Source organism: Gilliamella sp. W8126, assembly GCF_016102185.1.
In the GTDB taxonomy this organism is placed as follows: Bacteria; Pseudomonadota; Gammaproteobacteria; order Enterobacterales; family Orbaceae; genus Gilliamella; species Gilliamella apis_A.
Window position 1 is genome coordinate 643,725 of sequence record NZ_JACFPE010000002.1, and the last position, 23,503, is coordinate 667,227.

Genomic DNA, 23,503 nt, shown 5'->3' on the forward strand with positions numbered 1-23,503 from the left:
AGAAAGATTTTTAAAAATCAGTTAAACTGTTGGGTAAATTTAGTTTAGTTTTTCTTGATTACTACCACTAACAACAATTAAATATGCTCAAACTCAAAAATAATCATATCAAAGATGATCAAACCTCGCAGATAGTCAGTTGGGGGCATTGGTTTACCCTATTTAATATTTTTGTTGTTATTGTACTTGGTAGTCAATATTTGTTAATTGCTGATTGGCCTCGAACTTTTATGGGGCGTTTTTATGCAATCATTAGTGCTATAGGTCATTTTAGTTTTCTCACCTTTATAGCCTATTTGATTTTGTTGTTTCCATTAAGTTTTTTTATTCACTCTTCGCGTTGGCAACGAATTATTGCTACTGTGATCGCCACAATAGGTATTAGTTTACTTCTGATTGATATTGAAGTGTTTTCTCATTTCAGAATGCACCTTAATCTATCTATATGGCAATTATTTACTTCGGACAAAACGTCTTTTTTAAATAGTGCTTTTATTCTTATTCCTTTTATTCTTTTAATTGAGATATTATTTGCCATATGGAGTTGGAAAAAGCTACGTAGCTTAAGTAAACGGAAACGTTATGCTAGACCAGTAGTTATTGGTTTTATTCTTTGTTTTGTTTCATCGCATTTAATTCATATTTGGGCCGATGCTAATTTTTATCGCCCAATTACTATGCAACGTTCAAGTTTACCGCTCTCTTATCCATTAACTGCTCGCCACTTTCTGGAGCGTTATGGATTTATTGCCGAAAATGATTACCGAAATAGAACTATTCAGGAAGGTAATCCATTTGCAATTGCTATTGAATATCCACTCGCTCGAATTAGTTTTGATGAACAACAAAATAAGAAAAATGTTTTAATAATCAACATTGATGGTTGGAATAATCAATTATTGGCGAACAATATGCCTTGGCTTAAGGAATTTGCTAATCAGAATACTAATTTTACTAATCATTATGCTACTAGTAGTCAGGCTTATTTAAATAATTTCTCACTATTTTATGGATTAGATCCTAATTACTATAATAGTATCCTTGCCGGTCATAAGACATCGGTTTTATTCGATACAGTAACAAAACAGCATTATAACATCGGTTTATTCTCTGCTGACGGTTTTTCTGAACCACTTTACCGTTATGCGTTATTGTCTAATTTCTCAATTCCTAATGGTAAAAAACAAACTAATAAACTTACCACTGATTATTGGATGGCATGGCATGACGAACAAAATAAACTTGAGAATCATGCGCCTTTATTTTCTGTCATTCAATATTCTTTTGCGACTAAAAATAAAAAAATACCAATGGTTGAATTAGAAGCAGAAGCTAAAAAACTCGATCAATATTTAGAATCTTTGATTGCTTATTTAAAATTATCTAATGCATATGAGAACACGATAATAATCATTACTGGTTCAAATGATCTAAAAATAGATGAAGCCAAAAAATTAGTACAACGTAATACTGAAAATAGCTTTAATCGTGAGGTATTAAAAGTACCATTGATTATTTCATGGCCAGGAAGGGAAATAAAACAAATTAGTACTATTACCTCACAAACCGATATCTTAAGAACATTAATGCAAGATGCATTTAAAGTTACCACCCCAGCGCAGCAGTACAGTCAGGGGCGAAATTTATTTAATGAGTCTACTCGGGAATGGATTTTAGCAGGCAGTGAAAATCAAATTGCTGCGCTTTATGATTATAAAACAGTGGTAATTGATGCATATGGACGGTCTAAAATTTATGATTTAAATGGTAAGCAATTGAAAGACGAAAAAATTAGCTTACCAATCTTCTTACAAATTGTTACTGAAAATCGCCGTTTTATTGTTGTCGATAATTAAATACTAAATTAATAGGAGGTGATATTTATTTCACCTCTTTTCCCATTGCTTGTAAATCGGCATGATAAGAAGAACGGACAAACGGCCCACAAGCAGCGTGGGTGAATCCCATTGCTAAAGCAGTCTGTTTTAATTCTTCAAATTCTTGAGGTGATACATAACGTTCAACTGGTAAATGATATTTACTTGGTTGTAGATACTGACCTAAAGTTAACATAGTTACGCCATTACTGCGTAAATCTTTTAATACTTGAATGAGTTCTTCATTTGTTTCACCTAATCCAACCATTAAACCTGATTTAGTCGGAATTTTTGGATGTTTTTCTTTAAAAGAAGCAAGTAATTTTAATGATCCCTCATAATTAGCACCGGGGCGAATTTTTTTGTATAAGCGAGGAATGTTTTCTAAATTATGGTTAAACACATCTGGTGGATTTTCGCTTAAAACCTCTACTGCTTCATCAATACAACCTCGGAAATCAGGTGTTAATGTTTCAACTTTGATATTCGGGCTTAATGCGCGAATTTCTTGAGTACAAGCTGCAAAATGGCTAGCTCCTCCATCTTTTAAATCGTCTCGGTCAACAGATGTGATGACTACATAACGTAATTTCATCTCTTGAATAGTTAAGGCTAGTTTGCTCGGTTCTTCACGATCAGGTGGTAATGGACGGCCATGTGCAACATCACAGAAAGGACAACGGCGAGTACAAATATCGCCTAATATCATAAAAGTTGCTGTACCGTGATTAAAGCATTCAGCCAAATTTGGGCAAGATGCTTCTTCACACACAGAATGTAATCCATGCTTACGCATAGTGTTTTTAATATGGGCAATATTATCGTTATGAGCAGATAATTTAATTCTCATCCAATCAGGTTTTTTTAATGGAGCGATATCCTCAACTGTAATGGTTGGAATGAGACGCGTTTTATCAGCGTCACGATATTTGGAACTGCGGATTTGATTTTCAGTATTTTGCATATTTAATATCTTAGTTGTTTGGTAACTGATTAATAAAATTATCAGTTAATAACTGGTTAATCTCTTGACGATCAATTTGTGCAATATAATGCTTCATGTGAGTCATTTTTAAACCTGCATAGCCACACGGATTAATATAATTAAACGGTGTTAAATCCATATCAATATTAAGTGCTAAACCATGTAATGTACAACCATGCTTAATATGTAATCCTAGTGAGCAGATTTTTTGTTGATTGATATAGACGCCAGGTGCATCCGATTTTGAATAAGCGGTAATGTCATAGTGCTGTAAAGTTTGAATAACACTATTTTCTAAATAACTAACCACATCTCGTATACCTATTTTACGTCTTTTTAAATCAAACAAAATATACATAATTTGTTGGCCAGGGCCATGATAGGTAATTTGACCGCCACGATCAGTTTGCACCACTTGAATGTCAGTAGTGGTCAGTAAATGTTCAGGTTTACCTACTTTACCTTGAGTGAAAACCGGTAAATGCTCAACAAGCCAGATTTCATCTAAGGTTTGCGCATCACGCAGTTTAGTAAAATCGTGCATAGCTTGATAAGTTTTTAGATAAGGCAACATACCTAATTGTTTAATAACAACGTCTTTATTTGGCATATCCAACACTGGTTAAGTTGTAATTTATCAATAAATTTACATCTATATAGCAGATTTTGCTATAACTTGACAACCATCACTCATTCAATGTATAACTCATAACACAAGATTCTTACTATACCCACAAATTAAATTTGATTTTTATCAAATAATTATCATTTTTATCAAATTAATAATTGAAATAGTTGATTAATTTAATAGGAATTAACATTCTTTTATAACCGTCAGTTTACTTTACTTTTTTTAGGAAGATGGCAGACTTATAGCAATAAAGCATCCGTAATGCAAAGTTGGAGCTTATTGAGTTAGTTATGGCGTCTGTTATAGCTAAGGATAGCAAAAACTGCATTTTTTAAAACAAAAAAGAGGTTTTTATATGTCGGACATGCAAGTGAATGATATTGATCCAGTAGAAACGCAAGATTGGCTTAAAAGTTTAGAGTCAATTATTCGTGAAGAAGGCGTAGAACGAGCGCAATATATTATTGAACAAATTGTAAATAAAGCCAGAGATGGCGGAGTTCCTTTACTATTTGGTTCATCAACTAGTAACTATATTAATACTATTCCTGTCGATGAACAACCTGCCTATCCAGGTGATTGGGAAATTGAAAGACGTATTCGTTCTATTGTTCGCTGGAATGCAATGATGATGGTTCTTCGCGCTTCTAAAAAAGATTTAGAACTGGGTGGTCACATGGCATCATTCCAATCTGCAGCGACATTTTATGAAGTCTGTTTTAACCATTTTTTCCGTGCTCGTAATGAAAAAGATGGTGGTGACTTAATTTATTTCCAAGGTCATATCTCTCCAGGTGTTTATTCTCGCGCATTTATTGAAGGACGACTAACCGAGGAACAATTAGATAATTTCCGTCAAGAAGTACATGGAAAAGGATTATCATCTTATCCTCATCCAAAATTAATGCCTGAGTTTTGGCAATTCCCAACTGTTTCAATGGGATTAGGTCCAATTAGCGCTATTTACCAAGCTCGCTTTTTAAAATATCTGAATCATCGTGGATTGAAAGATACTACTGAACAAACAGTTTATGCATTTTTAGGTGATGGCGAGATGGATGAGCCAGAATCAAAAGGTGCAATCACAATTGCTACACGTGAAAAATTGGATAACTTAGTATTTGTAATTAATTGTAATTTACAACGCTTAGATGGGCCAGTTACCGGTAATGGCAAAATTGTTAATGAATTAGAAGGCGTATTTGCTGGAGCTGGCTGGAATGTAATTAAAGTGCTTTGGGGTGATCGCTGGGATAAATTATTACAAAAAGATAAATCAGGAAAATTAATTCGCTTAATGAATGAAACGCTTGATGGGGATTACCAAACCTTTAAATCTAAAGATGGTGCTTATGTTCGTGAGCATTTCTTTGGTAAATATCCTGAAACTGCAGAATTAGTAAAAGATATGTCTGATGAAGAAATTTTCAGACTTAATCGTGGTGGTCAAGATCCTGAAAAAATGTTTGCTGCATTTGCTAGAGCAAAAGAAACCAAAGATCGCCCAACAGTGATTTTAGCACATACTATTAAAGGTTATGGTATGGGTGCAGCAGCAGAAGCTAAGAATATTGCACACCAAGTGAAAAAAATGAATATGGACGGTGTTCGTCATGTTCGTGATTTCTTCAATATCCCAGTTACAGATGATGCAATAGAAAAATTACCTTACATTAAATTTGAAGAACATACTCCTGAATACAAATATATTCATGAACGTCGTCAAGCCTTACATGGTTATGTGCCGTCAAGATTGACTAAATTCTCAGGAACTGTATCAATTCCTTCTTTAACTGAATTCGCACCATTACTTGAAGCGCAATCGAAAGAAATTTCAACCACAATTGCTTTTGTACGTGCACTTAACATTATGTTAAAAGATAAAGAATTAGCGCCTCGTTTAGTGCCGATTCTTGCTGACGAAGCTCGTACCTTTGGGATGGAAGGCTTATTCCGTCAGATAGGAATTTATAATCCACATGGTCAACAATATACTCCGCAAGATAAAGAACAAGTTGCTTACTATCGTGAAGATGAAAAAGGCCAAATCTTGCAAGAAGGTATTAATGAATGTGGTGCAACAGCATCGTGGTTAGCAGCTGCAACTTCTTATAGTACTAATGATTTACCAATGATTCCTTTCTACATTTATTATTCTATGTTTGGTTTCCAACGTATTGGTGATTTAATGTGGGCGGCAGGCGATCAACAAGCTCGCGGCTTTATGATCGGTGGTACTTCTGGTCGTACTACATTAAATGGTGAAGGATTACAACATCAAGATGGTCATAGTCATATTCAAGCGTTAACTATCCCTAACTGTGTATCTTATGATCCAGCTTATGCATATGAAGTTGCTGTTATTATGCAAGATGGTTTACGTCGCATGTATGGTGAACAAGAAAATGTTTACTATTATATTACTACACTTAATGAAAACTATGCTCAACCTGCAATGCCAGAAGGGGCTGAAGAGGGTATCCGTCGTGGTATTTATAAATTAGATACTGTTGAAGGACAACAAGGTAAACCTACTGTTCAATTATTAGGCTCTGGTTCAATATTACGCCATGTTCGTGAAGCTGCAGATATCCTAGCTAAAAATTACGGTATTAGCTCAGAAGTGTATAGTGTAACTTCGTTCACCGAATTAGCTAGAGATGGTCAAGATTGTGAACGTTACAATATGTTACATCCGAGTGAACCAGAGAAAGTTCCTTATGTTGCTCAAATAATGAATAATAATCCAGCAGTTGTTTCAACTGATTATATGAAAATTTATGCAGAACAAATTCGTGGATTTGTACCGGCAGAAAGCTACAGAGTATTAGGTACTGATGGATTCGGTCGCAGTGACAGTCGAGAAAATTTACGTCATCATTTTGAAGTCGATGCATCTTATGTTGTGATTGCAGCATTAGGAGAACTAGCTAAACGTGGTGATATTCAAACAAGTGTTGTTGAAGACGCGATTAAAAAGTTCGACATCAATGCTGATAAGCTCAATCCACGTAATGCATAAGAGGTAAAAAATAATGACTATTGAAATAAAATTACCCGATATCGGAAGTGATGAAGTTGAAGTAACAGAGATTTTAGTTAAAGTTGGCGACAAAGTTGAAGCTGATCAATCGTTATTAACGGTTGAGGGCGATAAAGCATCAATGGAAATTCCTGCTCCACAAGCAGGAATTGTAAAATCAATCATTGTTAAAATCGGCGATAAAGTTACCACTGGTGTAAGTATTATGGAATTTGATGACAGCGGAACAGAGGCTGCAGCAGATAAACAACAAACGGCCGCACCAGTTGCTGCACCATCAGCCCCAAGTGCCAGCCAAGTGGTTGATGTTAATGTACCTGACATTGGTGGTGATGAAGTTGAGGTCACTGAAATTTTAGTTAAAGTTGGTGATTCAGTTTCCGTTGATGATTCACTTATAACAGTAGAAGGCGATAAAGCCTCAATGGAAGTGCCTGCTACTATTGCTGGTGTTGTGAAAAGCATTTCAGTAAAAATTGGTGATAAAGTTAAAACTGGCTCAAAAATTATGGAATTTGAGACAGTTGCTAGCAGTGCACCAGTAAAAACTGATGTTGCACCTGTGGCAGCAGAAAAACCAGCTATTGCAACTCCAGTTGCGAATACTAACAATAATTCTGCTGCGCCAGCCGCATCTGCAAATACCAATGAATTTGTAGAGAATGATGCTTATGCACATGCAACTCCTTCTGTTCGTCGTTTAGCTCGTGAGTTTGGTGTTAACCTTGCTAAGGTACAACCTACTGGCCCTAAACATCGCATTTTACGTGAAGATATTCAAGCTTACGTAAAAAATGCTGTAAAACAGATAGAAAATGGTGGTACCGGTGGTGCATTACCTGGTTTATTACCGTGGCCTAAAGTTGATTTTAGTAAATTTGGTGAAGTTGAATCATTACCATTAACTAAAATTCAAAAAGTATCTGGTGCAAACTTACATCGTAATTGGGTAATGATTCCACATGTTACTGAGTTTGATGAAACAGATATCACTGAATTAGAAGCTTTCCGTAAACAACAAAATGCCGAAGCTGAAAAGAAAAAACTGGATCTGAAAATTACGCCACTAGTGTTTATTATGAAAGCAGTAGCCAGCGCTTTAACAGCTTATCCTCGTTTTAATAGTTCATTGTCTGAAGATGCACAAACTCTTATCATCAAAAAATACATTAATATCGGTGTAGCCGTTGATACACCTAATGGTTTAGTTGTGCCGGTATTTAAAGATGTGAATAAAAAAGGCATTATTGAACTTTCTCGTGAACTTGCAGAAATTTCCAAAAAAGCTCGCGATGGCAAACTTACCGGTAGTGATATGCAAGGTGGTTGTTTCACCATTTCTAGTCTAGGTGGTATCGGAACGACTTCATTTACACCAATTGTAAATGCACCTGAAGTAGGTATTTTAGGTGTATCTCGTTCAAGTATGAAACCAGTTTGGAATGGTAAAGAATTTACACCACGCCTAATGTTACCTTTATCATTATCATTCGATCACCGAGTAATTGATGGGGCTGATGGTGCACGCTTCTTAAGCCATATTGTTAATGTTTTATCCGACTTACGTCGATTAGTGATGTAGTGGGGGAAATTAATTATGAGTCAAGAAGTTAAAACACAAGTTGTTGTCTTAGGAGCTGGTCCAGCGGGTTATTCCGCTGCCTTCCGAGCTGCCGATCTTGGATTAGATGTTACCTTAGTAGAACGTTATTCAACTTTAGGTGGTGTTTGTTTAAATGTTGGTTGTATACCATCTAAAGCATTACTCCATGTTGCCAAAGTAATGGATGAAGCAAAATCATTGACTGAACATGGTATTCATTTTGGTACGCCTAAACTTGAATTAGATAAAGTTCGTGGTTGGAAAGAAAAAGTTATAAACCAACTAACTAATGGGCTTGCCGGCATGGCTAAAATGCGTAAAGTCAATGTTATTCAAGGTGAAGCACAATTCACTGGCAGTCATACTATGGATGTTACTTCATCCAAAGGTATAACTAAAATTACTTTTGATAATGCCATCATTGCCGCGGGTTCAAGACCAATAACTTTACCATTTATTCCACATGAAGATCCTCGTATTTGGGATTCGACAGATGCATTAGCATTAACTACTATTCCTAAAAAACTACTTTTAATGGGTGGTGGTATTATCGGTTTAGAAATGGGGACTGTTTATCATGCATTAGGCTCAGAAGTAGATGTGGTTGAAATGCTTGATCAGGTTATTCCAGCTGCTGATAAAGATGTGGTAAAAATCTTTACTAAACAAATTCAAAAGAAATTTACTTTGAGATTAGAAACTAAAGTAAGTACTGTTGAAGCTAAACATGATGCAATTTATGTCACCATGGAGAAAAAAGATGGAACCATTGAAACTCATACTTATGATGCGGTATTAGTTGCAATAGGCCGTACTCCAAATGGTAAACTAATCAACGCTGAAAAAGCAGGTGTAAATGTGACTGATCGTGGTTTTATCGAAGTAGATAAACAGATGAGAACGAATGTGCCTCATATTTATGCTATTGGCGATATTGTTGGTCAACCGATGCTTGCGCATAAAGGTGTTCATGAAGGTCATGTGGCAGCAGAAGTTATTGCGGGTAAAAAACATTATTTTGATCCAAAAACTATACCATCAATTGCTTATACTGAACCTGAAGTTGCTTGGGTTGGCTTAACTGAAAAAGAAGCTAAAGCAAAAGGTTTAGATTATGAGGTTGCTATATTCCCATGGGCTGCATCAGGTCGTGCGATTGCTTCTGATTGTTCAGAAGGGATGACTAAATTAATCTTTAATAAAGCTGACAATCGTCTTCTTGGTGGTGCTGTCGTAGGGGCAAATGGTGGCGAATTACTTGGGGAAATTACATTGGCAGTTGAAATGGGTTGCGATGCTGAAGATATTGCATTGACCATTCATGCTCACCCAACGTTACATGAATCAATAGGCTTAGCGTCTGAGATTTATGAAGGATCAGTAACTGATTTGCCGAATGCAAAAGCAGTTAAAAAATAAAAACTATTTATTTTATTGTTATCATTGAAATAATGCCGTTAGTTTGCTAACGGCATTTTATTTTTCTAATCAAGATTTCCAATATTTCTAAGTTTACCCGAAATAAGTGTATAACCGTAATAACTTTCAATTTCAATAATCATCTTGCTAAAGCGCTAACTTAATCTTTTAATTATTCATAAAATTATTGTTTATGATTGATTTAAAACTCATTTAATCTTAATAGAAAATTTTGAGGAAAGGGGTTTTTAATTAAAAATAACTGACTAATTATTAAAATAAATATTAAAAAACAACCTTATATTAACGATTATTCGTTTATTACGCTATCAAATCCAATAGATTGAATATATTGTCATACCAAATTTCCATAATTTTCTTGTGCTAAACATCTTTTGTCACGGTTTTGTAATTTGTTTTTTGCATTTTGGTATGCCAATAAATGACATTTATCACATTTTTAGATATTAATGGAATTCCAATTTTGAATGTTGTGAGTAGGATCACAGATTACCTCCCTTATAAGTATTATTTTTTGATTGTCAAAGAATCTCACCTTTCCCCCTAATTGGAGATTGTAAATATGTCTAGAGTAAATGAAGTTATTGATAAACTAGGTAAATTTGCCAATAAATTTAATAGTTTAAGATATATAATGGCAATTAAAGCGGCATTTATTACTTTAATGCCAGTGATAATCGTTGGCGCTTTTGCGGTGCTAATGTCAAATATTGTTTTTGATAAACAAAATGGATTAGCTTATTTTGATTGTTTATCTTTTTTAGCAGTATTAAAGCCCATTGCTAGTAATTTAAATTATGCGACATTGAATTTTCTAACCATTGGCGCTGTGTTTTTAATCGCTATTGAATTAGGACGCATAAATGGTAATAAAACCTTATTTCCTGGATTGTTGGCTATTATATGTTTTATTTCCGTACAACCAACATTTACAGACGTTGTAGTTGAAGGCCAAAAATTTCAAGTAACTAATGTATTAGCACGGCAATTTACTGATACTAAAAGCCTTTTTCTAGGTATGTTTATCGCTATTATATCGGTAGAAATATACTCTAAATTATTAAAAGTAGATAAGCTAAGAGTAAAAATGCCAGATAGTGTTCCATCAAATGTCTCCGCTTCATTTTCAGCACTTATTCCAGCAATAATTACTACTTCAGTCGTAGCGGCTTTTGGTTTTGTATTCTACAAATTAACTGGAATGTATTTGTATGATGCTATCTATATGGTGGTGCAACAGCCGCTTGAGTCTGTCATGCAAAGCCTACCGGGATTATTGTTATTAATGTTTGTCGCACAAATATTTTGGGTTATAGGGATTCATGGTAATCAAATGATAAAACCAATTCGCGAACCCTTATTACTTGGTGCAATAATGGTTAACATGAGTGATTTCGAACAAGGTATTGAGCCAACCAATATTATTACTATGCCGTTTTGGGATGTTTACATGAGTATAGGTGGTTCAGGTTGTACGATTGGATTGTTGATGGCTATTTTTATTGCAATAAAACGCAAAGAAATGAGAGAAATAGCAAAATTATCACTGGGTCCAGGTATTTTCAATATCAATGAACCTGTAATTTTTGGTTTACCAATAATGTTAAACCCGATTTTAGCCATTCCATTTATTATTACACCGTTAATTACTGGCACAATAGGTTATATCGCAACAAGTATTGGTTTTGCAGGTAAAGCCGTGGTTATGGTGCCGTGGACTACGCCACCAATAATTAGTGCTTACTTATCAACAGCCGGATCCTTAGGTGCTGTTGTTACCCAGATCTTCTGTATTATTATTGCTATTTTCATTTATTTACCTTTCCTAAAAATAGCGGCTAAACGTTCTGAAATTCAATCCTAAATTGAATCAACATTCAAGGAGTCAATAATGAGTAAATTAACAATGGATATCCCTAAAAACTTTATTTTAGGCGCTTCAACATCGGCATGGCAAACTGAAGGTTGGTGTGGTAAGAAAGAGAATCAAGATTCATATTTAGATCTTTGGTATAAAAACGATCGTGATGTATGGTATGAAGGTTATGGTCCTGCAATTGCTACTGATTTAATTAATCGCTATCAGGAAGAAGTAGATCTAATGAAAAAGGTAGGACTTACACACTATCGAACATCAATTAACTGGTCGCGTTTTTTAACTGACTACGAAAATGCAATTGTTGATGAAGATTATGCTAAGTATTATGACGATTTTCTAACAAAAATAGTCGAAAACGGTATTGTTCCAATGCTTTGTCTAGAACATTACGAAGTTCCTGCCGAACTATTCAATAAATATGGTGGCTGGAATTCGAAACATGTAGTTGAACTATTTGTTAAATTTGCTGAAAAAGTTTTTGAACGTTATCATAATACCGTTAAACGGTGGTTTGTCTTTAATGAACCAATTGTCATTCAAACGCGAGTGTATCTTGATGCTGAACGTTGGCCTTATGAACAAAATACCAATAAATGGATGCAGTGGAATCACCATAAAAATTTAGCTACGGCCAAAGTTGTTCAGCTATTTCGTCACAAAAATTATCAAGGAAGCATTGGCACTATTATAAATCCAGAGGTGACTTATCCTCGTTCTTCCTCTAAAGAAGATCAACAAGCTGCAAAAATGTATGATCTTTTTTATAATCGAGTTTTTCTTGATCCGGCTTTTAATGGTGAATATCCTCAAGAGCTTATTGATTTATTGGCTAAACATAAAGTTCAGTGGGATTATACCAATCAAGAACTTGAAATAATTAAAAAATTTCCAGTTGATGAAGTTGCTATTAATTTATATTTTCCTCATCGTGTTAAAGCACCTACAAAACAATGGCACAAAGATGCGCCATTTCATCCCGCGTTTTATTACGAATCCTTTGCATTACCTGGAAGAAAAATGAATAAATCTAGAGGTTGGGAAATTTATCCTAAAATTGTTTATGATTTCGCAATGCGAGTTAAACAACAATATAACAATAAATCATGGTTTATTTGTGAAAATGGCATGGGTATTGAAGATGAGCAACGATTTAAAGATGATCAAGGCATGATTCAAGATGATTATCGAATTGATTTTATTTCGAAACATCTTTATTGGACGTTAAAAGCTATCAATGATGGAGCTAATTGTGGTGGTTATATGCTGTGGGCATTTACAGACAATGTTTCACCAATGAATGCATTCAAAAATCGTTATGGACTAATCGAAATTGATCTTGAACAAAATAGAAACAGAAGGTTGAAGAAATCAGCGTTATGGTTCAAAGATTTATCTAAAACAAGACAACTAATTGTAAATCTAGATGATGAAGATAAATAAGGAGTAAAAGATGAAACAAGTTATTTTTGCCTGTGCCGGTGGTATGTCAACCTCATTATTAGTCAACAAAATAAGAAAAGAAGCACTAGAACGATCGTTAGATTTTGATTTTATAGCAATAAGTGAGCAACTTTTATATCAACATCTTAATAGTGATAGTGATAAAATTATCGCGGTATTATTAGGACCACAAATGAGATTCGCCTTAGATGAGAGCAGAAAACAAACAGAAAAATATGGCATACCAATTGACATTATTGATCCAGTTGCTTATGGTACAATGAATGCTGGTAAAGTTTTAGATCAAATTTTGCAAATGATCGAAGCATAATCATAGGAATTAATACAAACATTAGAATATTCGATTTTAATGTTTGTATTTTTGTAGGAACAGGTGAATGTTAACGGACAATATATCGAATCAATATTCTAAAAAACAGTATCAAGAAATAGCAGAACTATTATTGGATAAAATTAGAATGGATGAATATCCATTAGGTTCTAAATTACCACCAGAAAGAACTATTGCCGATGCCTATGGCGTAAGTCGTACTATTGTTCGTGAAGCGTTAATCGCATTGGAAGTAAAAGGTTTTGTATCGATAAAGCAAAGTTCAGGTATTTATGTTATTAATAAACCTGATTCAAATTATTCTCGAGTACTCGGTCCTTTTGAACTACTACAAGCTAGCCAACTGATTGAGACTAATATTGCTTCTTTTGCTTCTCAGATGATAACCATTGCCAATATAGAAAGCTTAAAGAAAATATTAGAGCAAGAATTGCATGCGACTATGAATAACGAATTCAATAACAATAATGATTTCAATTTTCATCTCAATATCGCCGAAGCAACCCAAAATCAGATGTTAGTGAATTCACTTAAGAATTTATGGGAACACAAACAGAACTCATTTAATTGGCAGCAACTTACTGAACATACTAATACTAAAGGCTATCGACTAAAATGGTATGCTGATCATCAACAAATCTTAGCAGCACTATGTCGTCGTGACAGTGTTGGGGCTTATAAAGCCATGTGGCAACATATTGAAAACGAAAAAAATATTTTAATGAATTTATCTGATAAAACATCTATTGATTTTGATGGCTATATTTTTTCATCGATCAATTTATTTGAAAACTTTATCTAAAATATTAATTAGTATTTTAAAATTAATAATCCAATTAAATAAATCCCCATAGTATTACAAAATATTATGGGGATTATTAAATTGTTCAATAAAACAAATGTTGTTAATTAATTATTTTAAAATACGCCAAGTACTACACCAACTGCTGCGATTGCAGTCAAAATTAAAATAACTTTGGTTGCAGACATCTGTTTAGCTGATACTAACCACCATGCTAATAACACCATGGATAATGGCAGTATTTTTGGAAAGATGCCATCAAGTACACTTTGTAATGATCGCATGCTTTCTCCCATCGGAATTTCCAATACTGAATTAAGTACAATATTACCGGCAGCTAAACCACCAACCACCATAATTCCAAGTATGTTAAATGCGTCGGTGATCCGTTTGACGTTATCACCAATAATATTATCAATTGCATTAACGCCTAATTTATAACCGTAATGGAAGCTAAGATAGGAAATTAAAGGGCCTAAAATACCATAAGATAAAATATAGAAAATAGGGCCTATAGCATTACCTCCTGCTGCCATTCCCATAGCAATTGATAACAAAATTGGCACAATAATACCTTGAATCAATGAATCTCCAATTCCAGCTAAAGGGCCCATTAGTGTCGCTTTAATATTTACAGGTAGTTCTTCTGGAACATTTTTGCCTAAAGCAATCTCTTCTTCCATTGACGCAACAATACCGTTAATAATTTGACCGGTTTGTGGTTCAGTATTATAAAACATAGAATGTCTAACTAATAAACGGCGTTTTGCTTCAGGATCATTCTTATAATATTTTTCGGCAAAAGGGATATAGGAAAAAGCCCAAGCATGTGCTTGTAATTTCTCATAGCTCATTGATGACAAATGAGTAAAGCCCCAACGATACCAAATTTGGCGTAATTCTCGTTTTGTTAAACGTTGTTCCTCAATTAATTTATCCATTTTAGTTCTCCTTTTTAGAACAAATCATCATCTTCAAAAACATCTGAATTTGGTGAATTTGTTTCTTTAATTGGTGTTGTTGCCGATTTATTGCTTGCAATAAAGTATAAGTAAGCAACTAAAGCGGAGATGAATACTAGTGCTATCATACTTAACCCTGCAAAAGCTAATAACACGAAACCAGCGAAGAAAAAGATCAGCTGAATTTTCGATTTAATCACGATATTCATAAGCATAGCGATACCTAATGCAGGAAGTACACCACCTAACACTGAGATAATCTTGGTAATAACTTCAGGAACATTAGCTAATAACCATTCAACTAAACCAGAGCCAAAATAGATCGCTAAAAAGACTGGAACGGCACGTAATAAGAATGTTGTAACTTGAGGATAAAATAGATGATTTAGAACGATACCTCGGGTATTGTTAGTTTCAGCTGCATGTTGTGCTTTATTATTCCAGAACGAGTATAATGCCATTCGAGTATTGTAAAATATCAAACCGAAAGTCTGGCCCAATAAAACCGAAAGAGTTACCGCGACAGCAGGATCTTTAGTTGTGGCAAGTGCTAAACCAATTCCACCATAAGCTGCATAGGTTATTTCACTATTTGTTGCCCCTCCAGTTGATAAATTTGCAATAAAAACAGCTTGTACCGCTAAACCACATAATACACCGGCTTGTACATCACCAAAGGCTAAACCAACTAATAACCCAGCAACTAGTGGCCTACCAACTATATAAAAACCACCTGACATACCAAAAAGCCATGGTGATTCAATCGCGCCTAAGTAACAAAATATCCCTGTTAATAAAGCGGGAATAAAAAGAGTTGTTTCCATAATTTTTCCCTCTAAATATGAAAGTTATAAAGTGTCATATTTCTTTTTCATTACGTTCCAATTTTTAGCTTCATCATCTGGCAACAATTGAAATTCAATTTTAATTCCTTGACTTTCAATGTAATCAAATGCTTTATAATCATTCTCATCAATGGCAACAGTTCGTCCTAATACTTTTGCTCCTGCTCGAGTATTCATACAGCCAATATTTAAAGTTGATGGTAATTTAGCACCCGCTTTTAACAATTTTTCAAATGTTTGTGGTGAATCACTAATTAAAAAAAAGTTTTTATTTGACTCTGTACCTTGTTTTATTTTCTCTACACCTTGTTCTACTGTGTAAATACCAATTTTTAATGTTCCCGCAGCCGCTTTTAATACTCGTTTGCGTAACTCATCTGAAGCGATATTGTCACCCACTACAAGGATGCCATCGACAGGTCTGACTTTTGTCCAACGCGTCATGATTTGACCATGAATAACACGATCATCGACTCTGGTTAATGTAATTGCCATATTTATTCACTCCTATCGTCTCACTAATTAAAAATCTAAATCTTCACTACTATTTTCGGTTATTGGTGCAATGGATATTGAGGCTTGACCTGCTTCCAGAATTGAATTAATAGCTTCATCTATATTGGGCTCATTAATTATTGTTGCTGCTTGAATTAACATTGATAAATTTAATCCAGCCATAAGATAAACTTTATTTGGATTAGCCAGCATATAACGGAAAGTTTCGTTATAAGGTGTACCCCCCATGATGTCACTTAAAACAATGACAACTTCATTTTTCATAGTTTGTTCATCTAACACGGTTGTTAATCTTGAAGAAAAGTCGCTAATTCCCTTATCGTCAAGTTTGACAGAGATAAATTGTGATATATCACCCGCAATCATTTGATAACTTGATAAGATCCCTTCGCATAATTCGCCGTGAGAAGTAACTACTATTTTCATTTGCAAGTCCCTCTTAAAATAATATTTAAATATATATTTACATATTTATTTTTTAAAACAAATATATTAAGAGTTATTTTTAATGAAATGAGATGTTTATCACATATTTTATCTATTTTAATTGACGATAAATAAATTTTATTTAAAATATGTAATTACATATGAGGTTGAGGTAAAAAACATGAAAAATTATTCTTTACGAGATTTAAGTCGACTTATTGATCACACTAATTTAAAACCAGATGCAACAACGGCCATGATGAAAAAGCTATGTCAAGAAGCTATTGACTACCATTTCAAGATGGTTGCAATCAATCAAGTTCAGTCAAAATTGTGTGCTGAACTACTAAAAGATACTGATGTAGATATTGGTGCAGCGATAGCATTTCCTTTAGGCCAAACAACGATAGAATCAAAATGCTTCGAAACGAAAAATGCAATTGAAATTGGGGCAACTGAAATTGATTACGTAATTAATATTTCTGAATTAAAGGCGGGAAATTTGAATTATATTGAACGGGAAATGTCAGAAATCGTTAAGATTTGTCGTCAATATAATGTTACATCAAAAGTGATTTTTGAAAATTGTTATTTAACCGATGAAGAAAAAATAGCACTTTGCCAAATTGCAGTTAAAGTTAAACCAGACTTTATAAAAACATCAACAGGATTTGGTCCTTCCGGTGCGACACTTGAAGATGTTAAATTAATGAAGCAACATGTAGGCGATGTTGTAAAAGTGAAAGCTGCTGGCGGTATTCGTAATGCCGATACATTTAAAAAGATGATTGCAGTGGGGGCGGAACGAATCGGAACAAGTGCCGGTATTGCAATTATTGAAGAGATAAAAAAAGATTTACAAACAACACAAGCGCAAACAATCAAAATTTAAACTTTAATATTTTTGTTGATTAATATACCCACTTATTAGTGGGTATATTTATTATATTAGCTGGAATGATTTAACTCAAAGATAAATGAATTAATATCACCACGATATTTAGATATTGAATATTCGATTGGAGTTCGATCGTGGCTATATCCAATAGAATGGAAATAGAAAATAGGATCTCCTTCTTCAATATCTAATAGATCACTAGTTGTTTCATCGGCTTTTAATACATCTAATTTTCGACGTATTTGGAGAATTGGAAAATTCATTTTTTCTAAAACTGAATACAGTTTTTCTTGTTTAAAGTCATTATCTAAAAAATTAGGCAATGCTTTTACTGGTAAATAAGTTGTCACAAGTACTATTGGCTTGTTTTCGGCATAACGTAGACGCACTAATTTATACACAGCATCAAATTCATTGATGTCTAAATGTTTAGCAATATCAACGGTCGCTTTATCCAATTTAAAGGTTAAAACTTTTGTTTTAGGGTGAAGTCCCTTGCGATTCATTTCAGAATCATAACTTTCGATAATATGGGTAAATTCTTGATTAATTTTTTGTTGCTTAACTATTGTTCCTCGACGTTTGCGACGTTCAAGGTATCCATCGTTGACCAAAAACTGAATAGCTTGGCGAACAGTTGGCCGACTGACTTGATAAATATCTGTTAATTCAGATTCTTTAGGAATTAATTGCCCTTCAGCATATTCACCTGACTTGATTTTTTTTAATAAATCTTGCTGAATAAACAAATGGCGTGGAATTTTATTATTAGAATCCATGATGCTTATTTTTAATTATTATATTACTACATATTAATATATTAGTGTAAATATGTAAAACAACCATATTTAACCTATTAAAAAACTTAATTTTTATTTTTATCCAAAAGCTAATCAAATGCTTTAGCTAATACGCCTAAACCTTGATAATGATATACATCAGTTTGGTAAGCGATTAAAGCCGATTCACCTTTATGTAAAGTTAATGACTGTGATTCAGTTGATAAGGTGATTTCTCCATCAAGACATAACACAATTTGCGCACTATCTACTTTTTCACAATGCAAATTTTGGTCACTTTTTATGATCTCAAATTTAAAATCATCAACCGGTACTGGAAAATCAATTTTATTATCTTTGATAACTGGTTTAGTTAATAATTGATCTAACGCCATACTTTCAAAATTAGTATTATTAATAAGTTCTAAACTATCAATATATTTATGGGTGAGGCCAGCTCTTAATACATTGTCGGAATTAGCCATAACCTCTAAACCGGTTCCAGATAGGTAGGCATGCGGTGTTTTAGCTGATAAAAACATAGCTTGTCCCGGTTTCAGTTCAATTACATTTAATAATAGTGGCATAAATAAACCAATATCATCAGGATAATCTTTAGCTAGAGTCTTAATGGTTAAATAGGGTTCGTCATTAAAAGTACTGATTTTCATCAAAAGCTGTTTAATTAACGCGGTCTTTGTTTGAGTTGGAAGAGTTAATAAGTATTCAAAAAAATGTTTTAATTGGTCAGGATGACGGTTGTTTTTTAATTGTGATATTGGGATAGTTAAATCGGATAAGGCAATTTTTTCAAACAACATGATAATTTCATCAATAGCACGGAATGAACGCATAGCTTTGAATGGAGTTAATGCATAAATAAGTTCAGGTTTATGATTGGGATCTTTATAATTTCGATTGGGTGCATCACTAGCAATATCTAGTTGGTTCTCTTTTGCAAAGCCAATTTTGGCATTTTCCAATGTTGGGTGAACTTGAATAGATAATGCTTTGTTTGCTGAAAGAATTTTGAATAAAAAGGGGAGTGAACCAAAATGCTGAAAGGTTTTATTACCTAAAATTTGCTGTGGATTGTCTTTTATTAACTTATCAAGCCTTATTTTACCTAGCTTTTCATCAATTGCTAAAGAGCAACCAAGTGGATGCATGCCCATCCAAATTTCAGCCATAGGTTCCGACGTCGGATTGGGAATAGCAAATAAATTGGTTATGCCATCGATACTCCCCCAATCATAGTGTTTGATAGTATTGTCTAGTTTCCATATAGTTTGGTTCATTTTCGCATCCTTTTAAAATTTTTTATCACAGTAATCTCCACCGGATATAATATAACTATACACTTGATATAATAACTTTCAATCAGTAATAAAAAACATTTCAGAATTCACTTATTAATCTGATTTTTAAGATATTAATTTAGATTAATCAATAAAAGTATTTTGATTTTATACCAATAACTTAATGCTTATCTTAGTAGTAAATGTCATTTATTTCTATCGGCTAAGAAAAAGGGGGCAGCTATTTCATTAGCAGTCAGTTTAATCATGATTGTAGATTCTGTTTTGGCAATTGGTTTTAATAATATTCGCCTTTGAAATATTACTATTTTGTTCAAATAAAAAAGGGTATAGATAGAGTTATTTTTCTTAATGACTTTATAATTATGATAAATCCCAATAGCTATTTAACTTTAAGCAATCATGCTATGGTGAATAGATCACAAAATTAAATTATGAAATGATTAGTCCGTTTAGCAAGATTTATCACTTTAAAAATCATTTTTCACTAACAAATGAAAGCTTTAATTAATATGGTTTTGGTTGATTTATTCTTGAATATCTAAAAATATTAAAACATTTTGAAACTAACAAATAGAAAATTGCTGATACATGTAATCATTATTTAAAGAGACAATTAATTATTTAATACCAATATGTTGTTATTCATTGATTAATTTAGCTTCGTCATAAATAAGTAGGAACTGTATTTTACAGGCAATTAAGTATATAATGCCGAGCTAATTCATTTAATCATTAGCAAAAATACAGAGTTATGAAACCTTCAATTATCAGTAAGTTGGAAACGCTACAAGAGCGTTATGAAGAGGTTCAAGCATTACTATCTGATGCAGCGGTTATAGCCGATCAAAACCGATTTCGTACCCTTTCAAAAGAATATGCACAGTTAACCGATGTGGTTAAATGCTTTGCTAATTGGAAGCAAACACAAGAAGATATTGAAACTGCCAAAATGATGCTTTCTGATCCGGAAATGAGTGAAATGGCTCAAGAAGAATTAAACGAAGCATTAAGCCAAGTAGAGCAGCAAGAAAAACAATTACAAGTTCTATTGTTACCTAAAGATCCAAATGATGATTATAACTGTTTTGTTGAGGTGCGCGCTGGTACAGGTGGTGATGAAGCGGCTATTTTTGCTGGTGATTTAGCGAGAATGTACACCAGATATGCTGAATCTCGCAATTGGCGTGTCGAAATCATGAGTTCAAATGATGGAGAACATGGCGGATATAAAGAAGTTATCATGTTAGTAAGTGGTGATGGTGTATATGGACAGTTAAAATTCGAATCTGGTGGTCACCGAGTTCAACGTGTACCAGAGACTGAATCACAAGGACGAATTCACACTTCGGCTTGTACTGTTGCTGTTTTACCAGAAATTCCAGAAGCTGAAATGCCAGAAATCAATCCTGCAGATTTGAAAATTGATACTTATCGATCATCAGGGGCCGGTGGTCAGCATGTTAATACTACCGATTCGGCAATTCGTATTACCCATATTCCAACTGGAATTGTAGTTGAATGCCAGGATGAACGTTCACAGCACAAAAATAAAGCTAAGGCGATGTCAGTATTAGCTGCCCGTATTCAAGATGCTGAAATGCGTAAACGTCAACAAGAGGAAGCGTCAACCAGACGTAATTTACTCGGTTCAGGTGATCGTTCGGATCGTATTCGAACTTATAACTATCCTCAAGGCCGAGTTACCGATCATCGTATTAATCTTACTATTTACCGTCTAGATGAGGTCATGGAAGGTAAATTGGATATGTTGATTGAACCAATTGTACAAGAATATCAAGCAGATCAACTTGCAGCTTTATCGGAACAGGATGAATGACCTATTTACAATGGCTTAAATCTGCATCACAAACTTTAACCGACAGCGAAAGTCCAAAACGTGATGCTGAAATTTTATTAAGTTTTGTCACACATAAAACACGTACCTTTTTGATGGCTTTTAGTGAAACATTATTAACTGATGATGAACTAATTGCTTTAGATGGCTATTTAAAAAGACGTCAAGAAGGGGAGCCCATTGCCTATATCACTGGAGAAAAGGAGTTTTGGTCATTGAAATTTAATGTTTCAAATTCGACCTTAATTCCAAGACCTGATACAGAAAAAGTTGTTGAACTAGGTTTAGAATATTTGCCGAAAGTCCCTTGTGAAGTTTTAGATTTGGGAACAGGAACTGGTGCTATTGCTATTGCTATGGCAACTGAGCGACCAGATTGTTTATTTACTGCAATTGAGAAAAATAAAGATGCTTTGATTTTAGCCCAAAAAAATGCCAATCAAATAGGCGTAAACAATGTTTATTTTTTACAGGGTGATTGGTATAAACCAATTAAAAATCGTAAATTCTCAATGATAACTAGTAATCCACCCTATATCGAGCCAACTGATATTCACTTATCTCAAGGCGATGTTCGCTATGAACCTAGAAGCGCCTTAGTTTCTGAGGATGATGGCCTTGCTGATATTAAAGTCATTATTCAAGGGGCAACCAAGCATTTAAATCAATATGGTTGGTTGCTTATCGAACATGGTTGGAAGCAGGGTTTAGCGGTACAAACTATTTTTAAACAACACGGATTTCAATTAGTTGAAACCATCACCGATTATAGTGGCAATGACAGAGTCACCCTAGGTCGTTGGTTTAAACCTTAACTAGGAATAAATTTATGATTAAACAAAAAAGAGTAAAAGTCGGTAATATTACGGTAGCAAATGATTTACCCTTCGTGTTATTCGGCGGTATGAATGTGCTCGAGTCTCGCGATTTAGCGATGAGAATATGTGAGCACTACGTAACGGTAACCGATAAATTAAATATTCCTTACATTTTTAAGGCTTCTTTTGATAAAGCGAATCGTTCATCCATTCACTCTTATCGAGGACCTGGATTAGAAGAAGGAATGAAAATATTCCAAGAATTAAAACAGCAGTTAGGGGTTAAAATTATTACTGACGTTCATACTGAAGAACAGTGTCAACCTGTAGCTGATGTTGTTGATGTTATTCAATTACCGGCTTTTTTAGCAAGACAAACTGATTTGGTTGTTGCAATGGCTAAAACAGGTGCTGTAATTAATGTTAAAAAACCCCAATTTGTTAGCCCTGGCCAAATGGGTAATATTGTCGAAAAATTTGAAGAAGCAGGTAATGACCAAGTGATTCTCTGTGATCGTGGTAGTTGTTTTGGTTATGATAATCTAGTTGTTGATATGCTCGGTTTTAATGTCATGAAAAAAGCCAGCAATGGCTCGCCAGTAATTTTCGATGTTACCCATGCTCTACAATGTCGTGACCCAATGGGCGCAGCATCTGGTGGTCGTCGTGGTCAAGTTACTGAGCTTGCTCGTTCGGGAATGGCTGTTGGTATTGCAGGACTATTTTTAGAGTCTCACCCAGATCCGAGTAGTGCAAAATGCGATGGTCCTTCCGCATTACCATTAGCAAAACTTGAACCTTTCTTAAAACAGATGAAAGCAATTGATGAATTAGTGAAAAGTTTTGAAGAATTGGATACCGAAAATTAAAACAACTGTTTTCATTTTTATCTAAATCAATTATCAAGAGAAATGTTATACATTTCTCTTTTTTTTATTATTTATCTGTTTGTTATAGTCTTTATTCAGATATATATATTTTATAAGTTGGTTCCTTTTAAATTTTTTGGTTGAAGAATAATTAATTTTTT

At 34.0% G+C, this 23,503-nt stretch carries 20 protein-coding genes; 12 read left to right on the forward strand and 8 right to left on the reverse strand.

Features of this window, described 5'->3' with window-relative positions; genetic code table 11:
* Window positions 1-83: 83 nt before the first annotated feature.
* Window positions 84-1,856, forward strand: a complete 1,773-nt coding sequence (locus tag H3S74_RS06905) for a DUF3413 domain-containing protein (RefSeq protein ID WP_110447559.1) — start codon at window positions 84-86, stop codon at window positions 1,854-1,856.
* Window positions 1,857-1,881: 25 nt separating this feature from the next.
* Here the strand turns inward: H3S74_RS06905 and lipA are convergent, their stop codons facing one another.
* Window positions 1,882-2,841, reverse strand: a complete 960-nt coding sequence (gene lipA / locus H3S74_RS06910) for a lipoyl synthase (RefSeq protein ID WP_110447560.1) — start codon at window positions 2,839-2,841, stop codon at window positions 1,882-1,884.
* Window positions 2,842-2,851: 10 nt separating this feature from the next.
* Window positions 2,852-3,472 (reverse strand): lipoyl(octanoyl) transferase LipB, encoded by a 621-nt coding sequence (lipB, locus tag H3S74_RS06915; protein ID WP_110447561.1) that lies wholly within the window; start codon window positions 3,470-3,472, stop codon window positions 2,852-2,854.
* A gap of 376 nt (window positions 3,473-3,848) precedes the next feature.
* On the opposite strand from lipB, the gene aceE reads away from it, so the two are divergent.
* The 7 genes from aceE to H3S74_RS06950 all read left to right on the forward strand — a co-directional run bounded on the left by aceE (window position 3,849) and on the right by H3S74_RS06950 (window position 14,052).
* Window positions 3,849-6,515, forward strand: coding sequence for a pyruvate dehydrogenase (acetyl-transferring), homodimeric type (gene aceE, locus H3S74_RS06920; protein ID WP_198247549.1), 2,667 nt, complete (start codon window positions 3,849-3,851; stop codon window positions 6,513-6,515).
* Between the two features lie 13 nt (window positions 6,516-6,528).
* Window positions 6,529-8,118 (forward strand): pyruvate dehydrogenase complex dihydrolipoyllysine-residue acetyltransferase, encoded by a 1,590-nt coding sequence (gene aceF / locus H3S74_RS06925; protein WP_110447563.1) that lies wholly within the window; start codon window positions 6,529-6,531, stop codon window positions 8,116-8,118.
* A gap of 15 nt (window positions 8,119-8,133) precedes the next feature.
* Complete coding sequence (lpdA, locus tag H3S74_RS06930; RefSeq protein WP_110447564.1) at window positions 8,134-9,558, forward strand: dihydrolipoyl dehydrogenase; 1,425 nt, start codon at window positions 8,134-8,136, stop codon at window positions 9,556-9,558.
* A gap of 583 nt (window positions 9,559-10,141) precedes the next feature.
* Window positions 10,142-11,443: a PTS sugar transporter subunit IIC gene (locus tag H3S74_RS06935; RefSeq protein ID WP_110447565.1), complete on the forward strand. Its 1,302-nt coding sequence runs from the start codon at window positions 10,142-10,144 to the stop codon at window positions 11,441-11,443.
* A 27-nt stretch (window positions 11,444-11,470) separates the two neighbouring features.
* The gene (locus H3S74_RS06940) at window positions 11,471-12,898 is read left to right on the forward strand and encodes a glycoside hydrolase family 1 protein (RefSeq protein ID WP_110447566.1); all 1,428 of its coding nucleotides are present in this window, start codon (window positions 11,471-11,473) and stop codon (window positions 12,896-12,898) included.
* Between the two features lie 10 nt (window positions 12,899-12,908).
* Window positions 12,909-13,229 carry a PTS sugar transporter subunit IIB gene (locus H3S74_RS06945; RefSeq protein WP_110447567.1) on the forward strand — a complete coding sequence of 107 codons (321 nt, stop codon included), beginning with the start codon at window positions 12,909-12,911 and terminating at the stop codon, window positions 13,227-13,229.
* Window positions 13,230-13,296: 67 nt separating this feature from the next.
* On the forward strand, window positions 13,297-14,052 hold the full coding sequence (locus H3S74_RS06950; RefSeq protein ID WP_110447568.1) for a GntR family transcriptional regulator: 756 nt from the start codon (window positions 13,297-13,299) through the stop codon (window positions 14,050-14,052).
* 116 nt (window positions 14,053-14,168) lie between these two features.
* Here the strand turns inward: H3S74_RS06950 and H3S74_RS06955 are convergent, their stop codons facing one another.
* Genes H3S74_RS06955 through H3S74_RS06970 form a run of 4 tightly spaced genes read right to left on the reverse strand, consistent with a single transcriptional unit; the run spans window position 14,169 to window position 16,801 of the window.
* Complete coding sequence (locus H3S74_RS06955) at window positions 14,169-14,993, reverse strand: PTS system mannose/fructose/sorbose family transporter subunit IID (RefSeq protein WP_086359482.1); 825 nt, start codon at window positions 14,991-14,993, stop codon at window positions 14,169-14,171.
* A gap of 14 nt (window positions 14,994-15,007) precedes the next feature.
* Complete coding sequence (locus tag H3S74_RS06960; RefSeq protein ID WP_110447569.1) at window positions 15,008-15,838, reverse strand: PTS sugar transporter subunit IIC; 831 nt, start codon at window positions 15,836-15,838, stop codon at window positions 15,008-15,010.
* Between the two features lie 24 nt (window positions 15,839-15,862).
* Window positions 15,863-16,354: a PTS sugar transporter subunit IIB gene (locus H3S74_RS06965; RefSeq protein WP_110447570.1), complete on the reverse strand. Its 492-nt coding sequence runs from the start codon at window positions 16,352-16,354 to the stop codon at window positions 15,863-15,865.
* A gap of 27 nt (window positions 16,355-16,381) precedes the next feature.
* Window positions 16,382-16,801, reverse strand: coding sequence for a PTS sugar transporter subunit IIA (locus tag H3S74_RS06970; RefSeq protein ID WP_110447571.1), 420 nt, complete (start codon window positions 16,799-16,801; stop codon window positions 16,382-16,384).
* Between the two features lie 181 nt (window positions 16,802-16,982).
* Between H3S74_RS06970 and deoC the strand changes: the two genes are divergently transcribed.
* Window positions 16,983-17,693 (forward strand): deoxyribose-phosphate aldolase, encoded by a 711-nt coding sequence (deoC, locus tag H3S74_RS06975; RefSeq protein WP_110447572.1) that lies wholly within the window; start codon window positions 16,983-16,985, stop codon window positions 17,691-17,693.
* Between the two features lie 56 nt (window positions 17,694-17,749).
* Here deoC and H3S74_RS06980 read toward each other — a convergent pair whose 3' ends face one another.
* Both H3S74_RS06980 and manA read right to left on the reverse strand, forming a co-directional pair.
* Window positions 17,750-18,478 carry a GntR family transcriptional regulator gene (locus H3S74_RS06980; protein ID WP_198200316.1) on the reverse strand — a complete coding sequence of 243 codons (729 nt, stop codon included), beginning with the start codon at window positions 18,476-18,478 and terminating at the stop codon, window positions 17,750-17,752.
* 110 nt (window positions 18,479-18,588) lie between these two features.
* Window positions 18,589-19,776: a mannose-6-phosphate isomerase, class I gene (manA, locus tag H3S74_RS06985; protein ID WP_110447574.1), complete on the reverse strand. Its 1,188-nt coding sequence runs from the start codon at window positions 19,774-19,776 to the stop codon at window positions 18,589-18,591.
* Between the two features lie 775 nt (window positions 19,777-20,551).
* On the opposite strand from manA, the gene prfA reads away from it, so the two are divergent.
* The 3 genes from prfA to kdsA are packed head-to-tail and all read left to right on the forward strand — an operon-like array spanning window position 20,552 to window position 23,342.
* Window positions 20,552-21,637, forward strand: coding sequence for a peptide chain release factor 1 (gene prfA, locus H3S74_RS06990; RefSeq protein ID WP_086359489.1), 1,086 nt, complete (start codon window positions 20,552-20,554; stop codon window positions 21,635-21,637).
* Window positions 21,634-22,470 (forward strand): peptide chain release factor N(5)-glutamine methyltransferase, encoded by an 837-nt coding sequence (prmC, locus tag H3S74_RS06995; RefSeq protein ID WP_065579243.1) that lies wholly within the window; start codon window positions 21,634-21,636, stop codon window positions 22,468-22,470. The genes prfA and prmC overlap by 4 nt, the downstream gene beginning before the upstream one ends.
* A 17-nt stretch (window positions 22,471-22,487) precedes the next feature.
* Window positions 22,488-23,342: a 3-deoxy-8-phosphooctulonate synthase gene (kdsA, locus tag H3S74_RS07000; RefSeq protein ID WP_110448040.1), complete on the forward strand. Its 855-nt coding sequence runs from the start codon at window positions 22,488-22,490 to the stop codon at window positions 23,340-23,342.
* Window positions 23,343-23,503 lie beyond the last annotated feature (161 nt).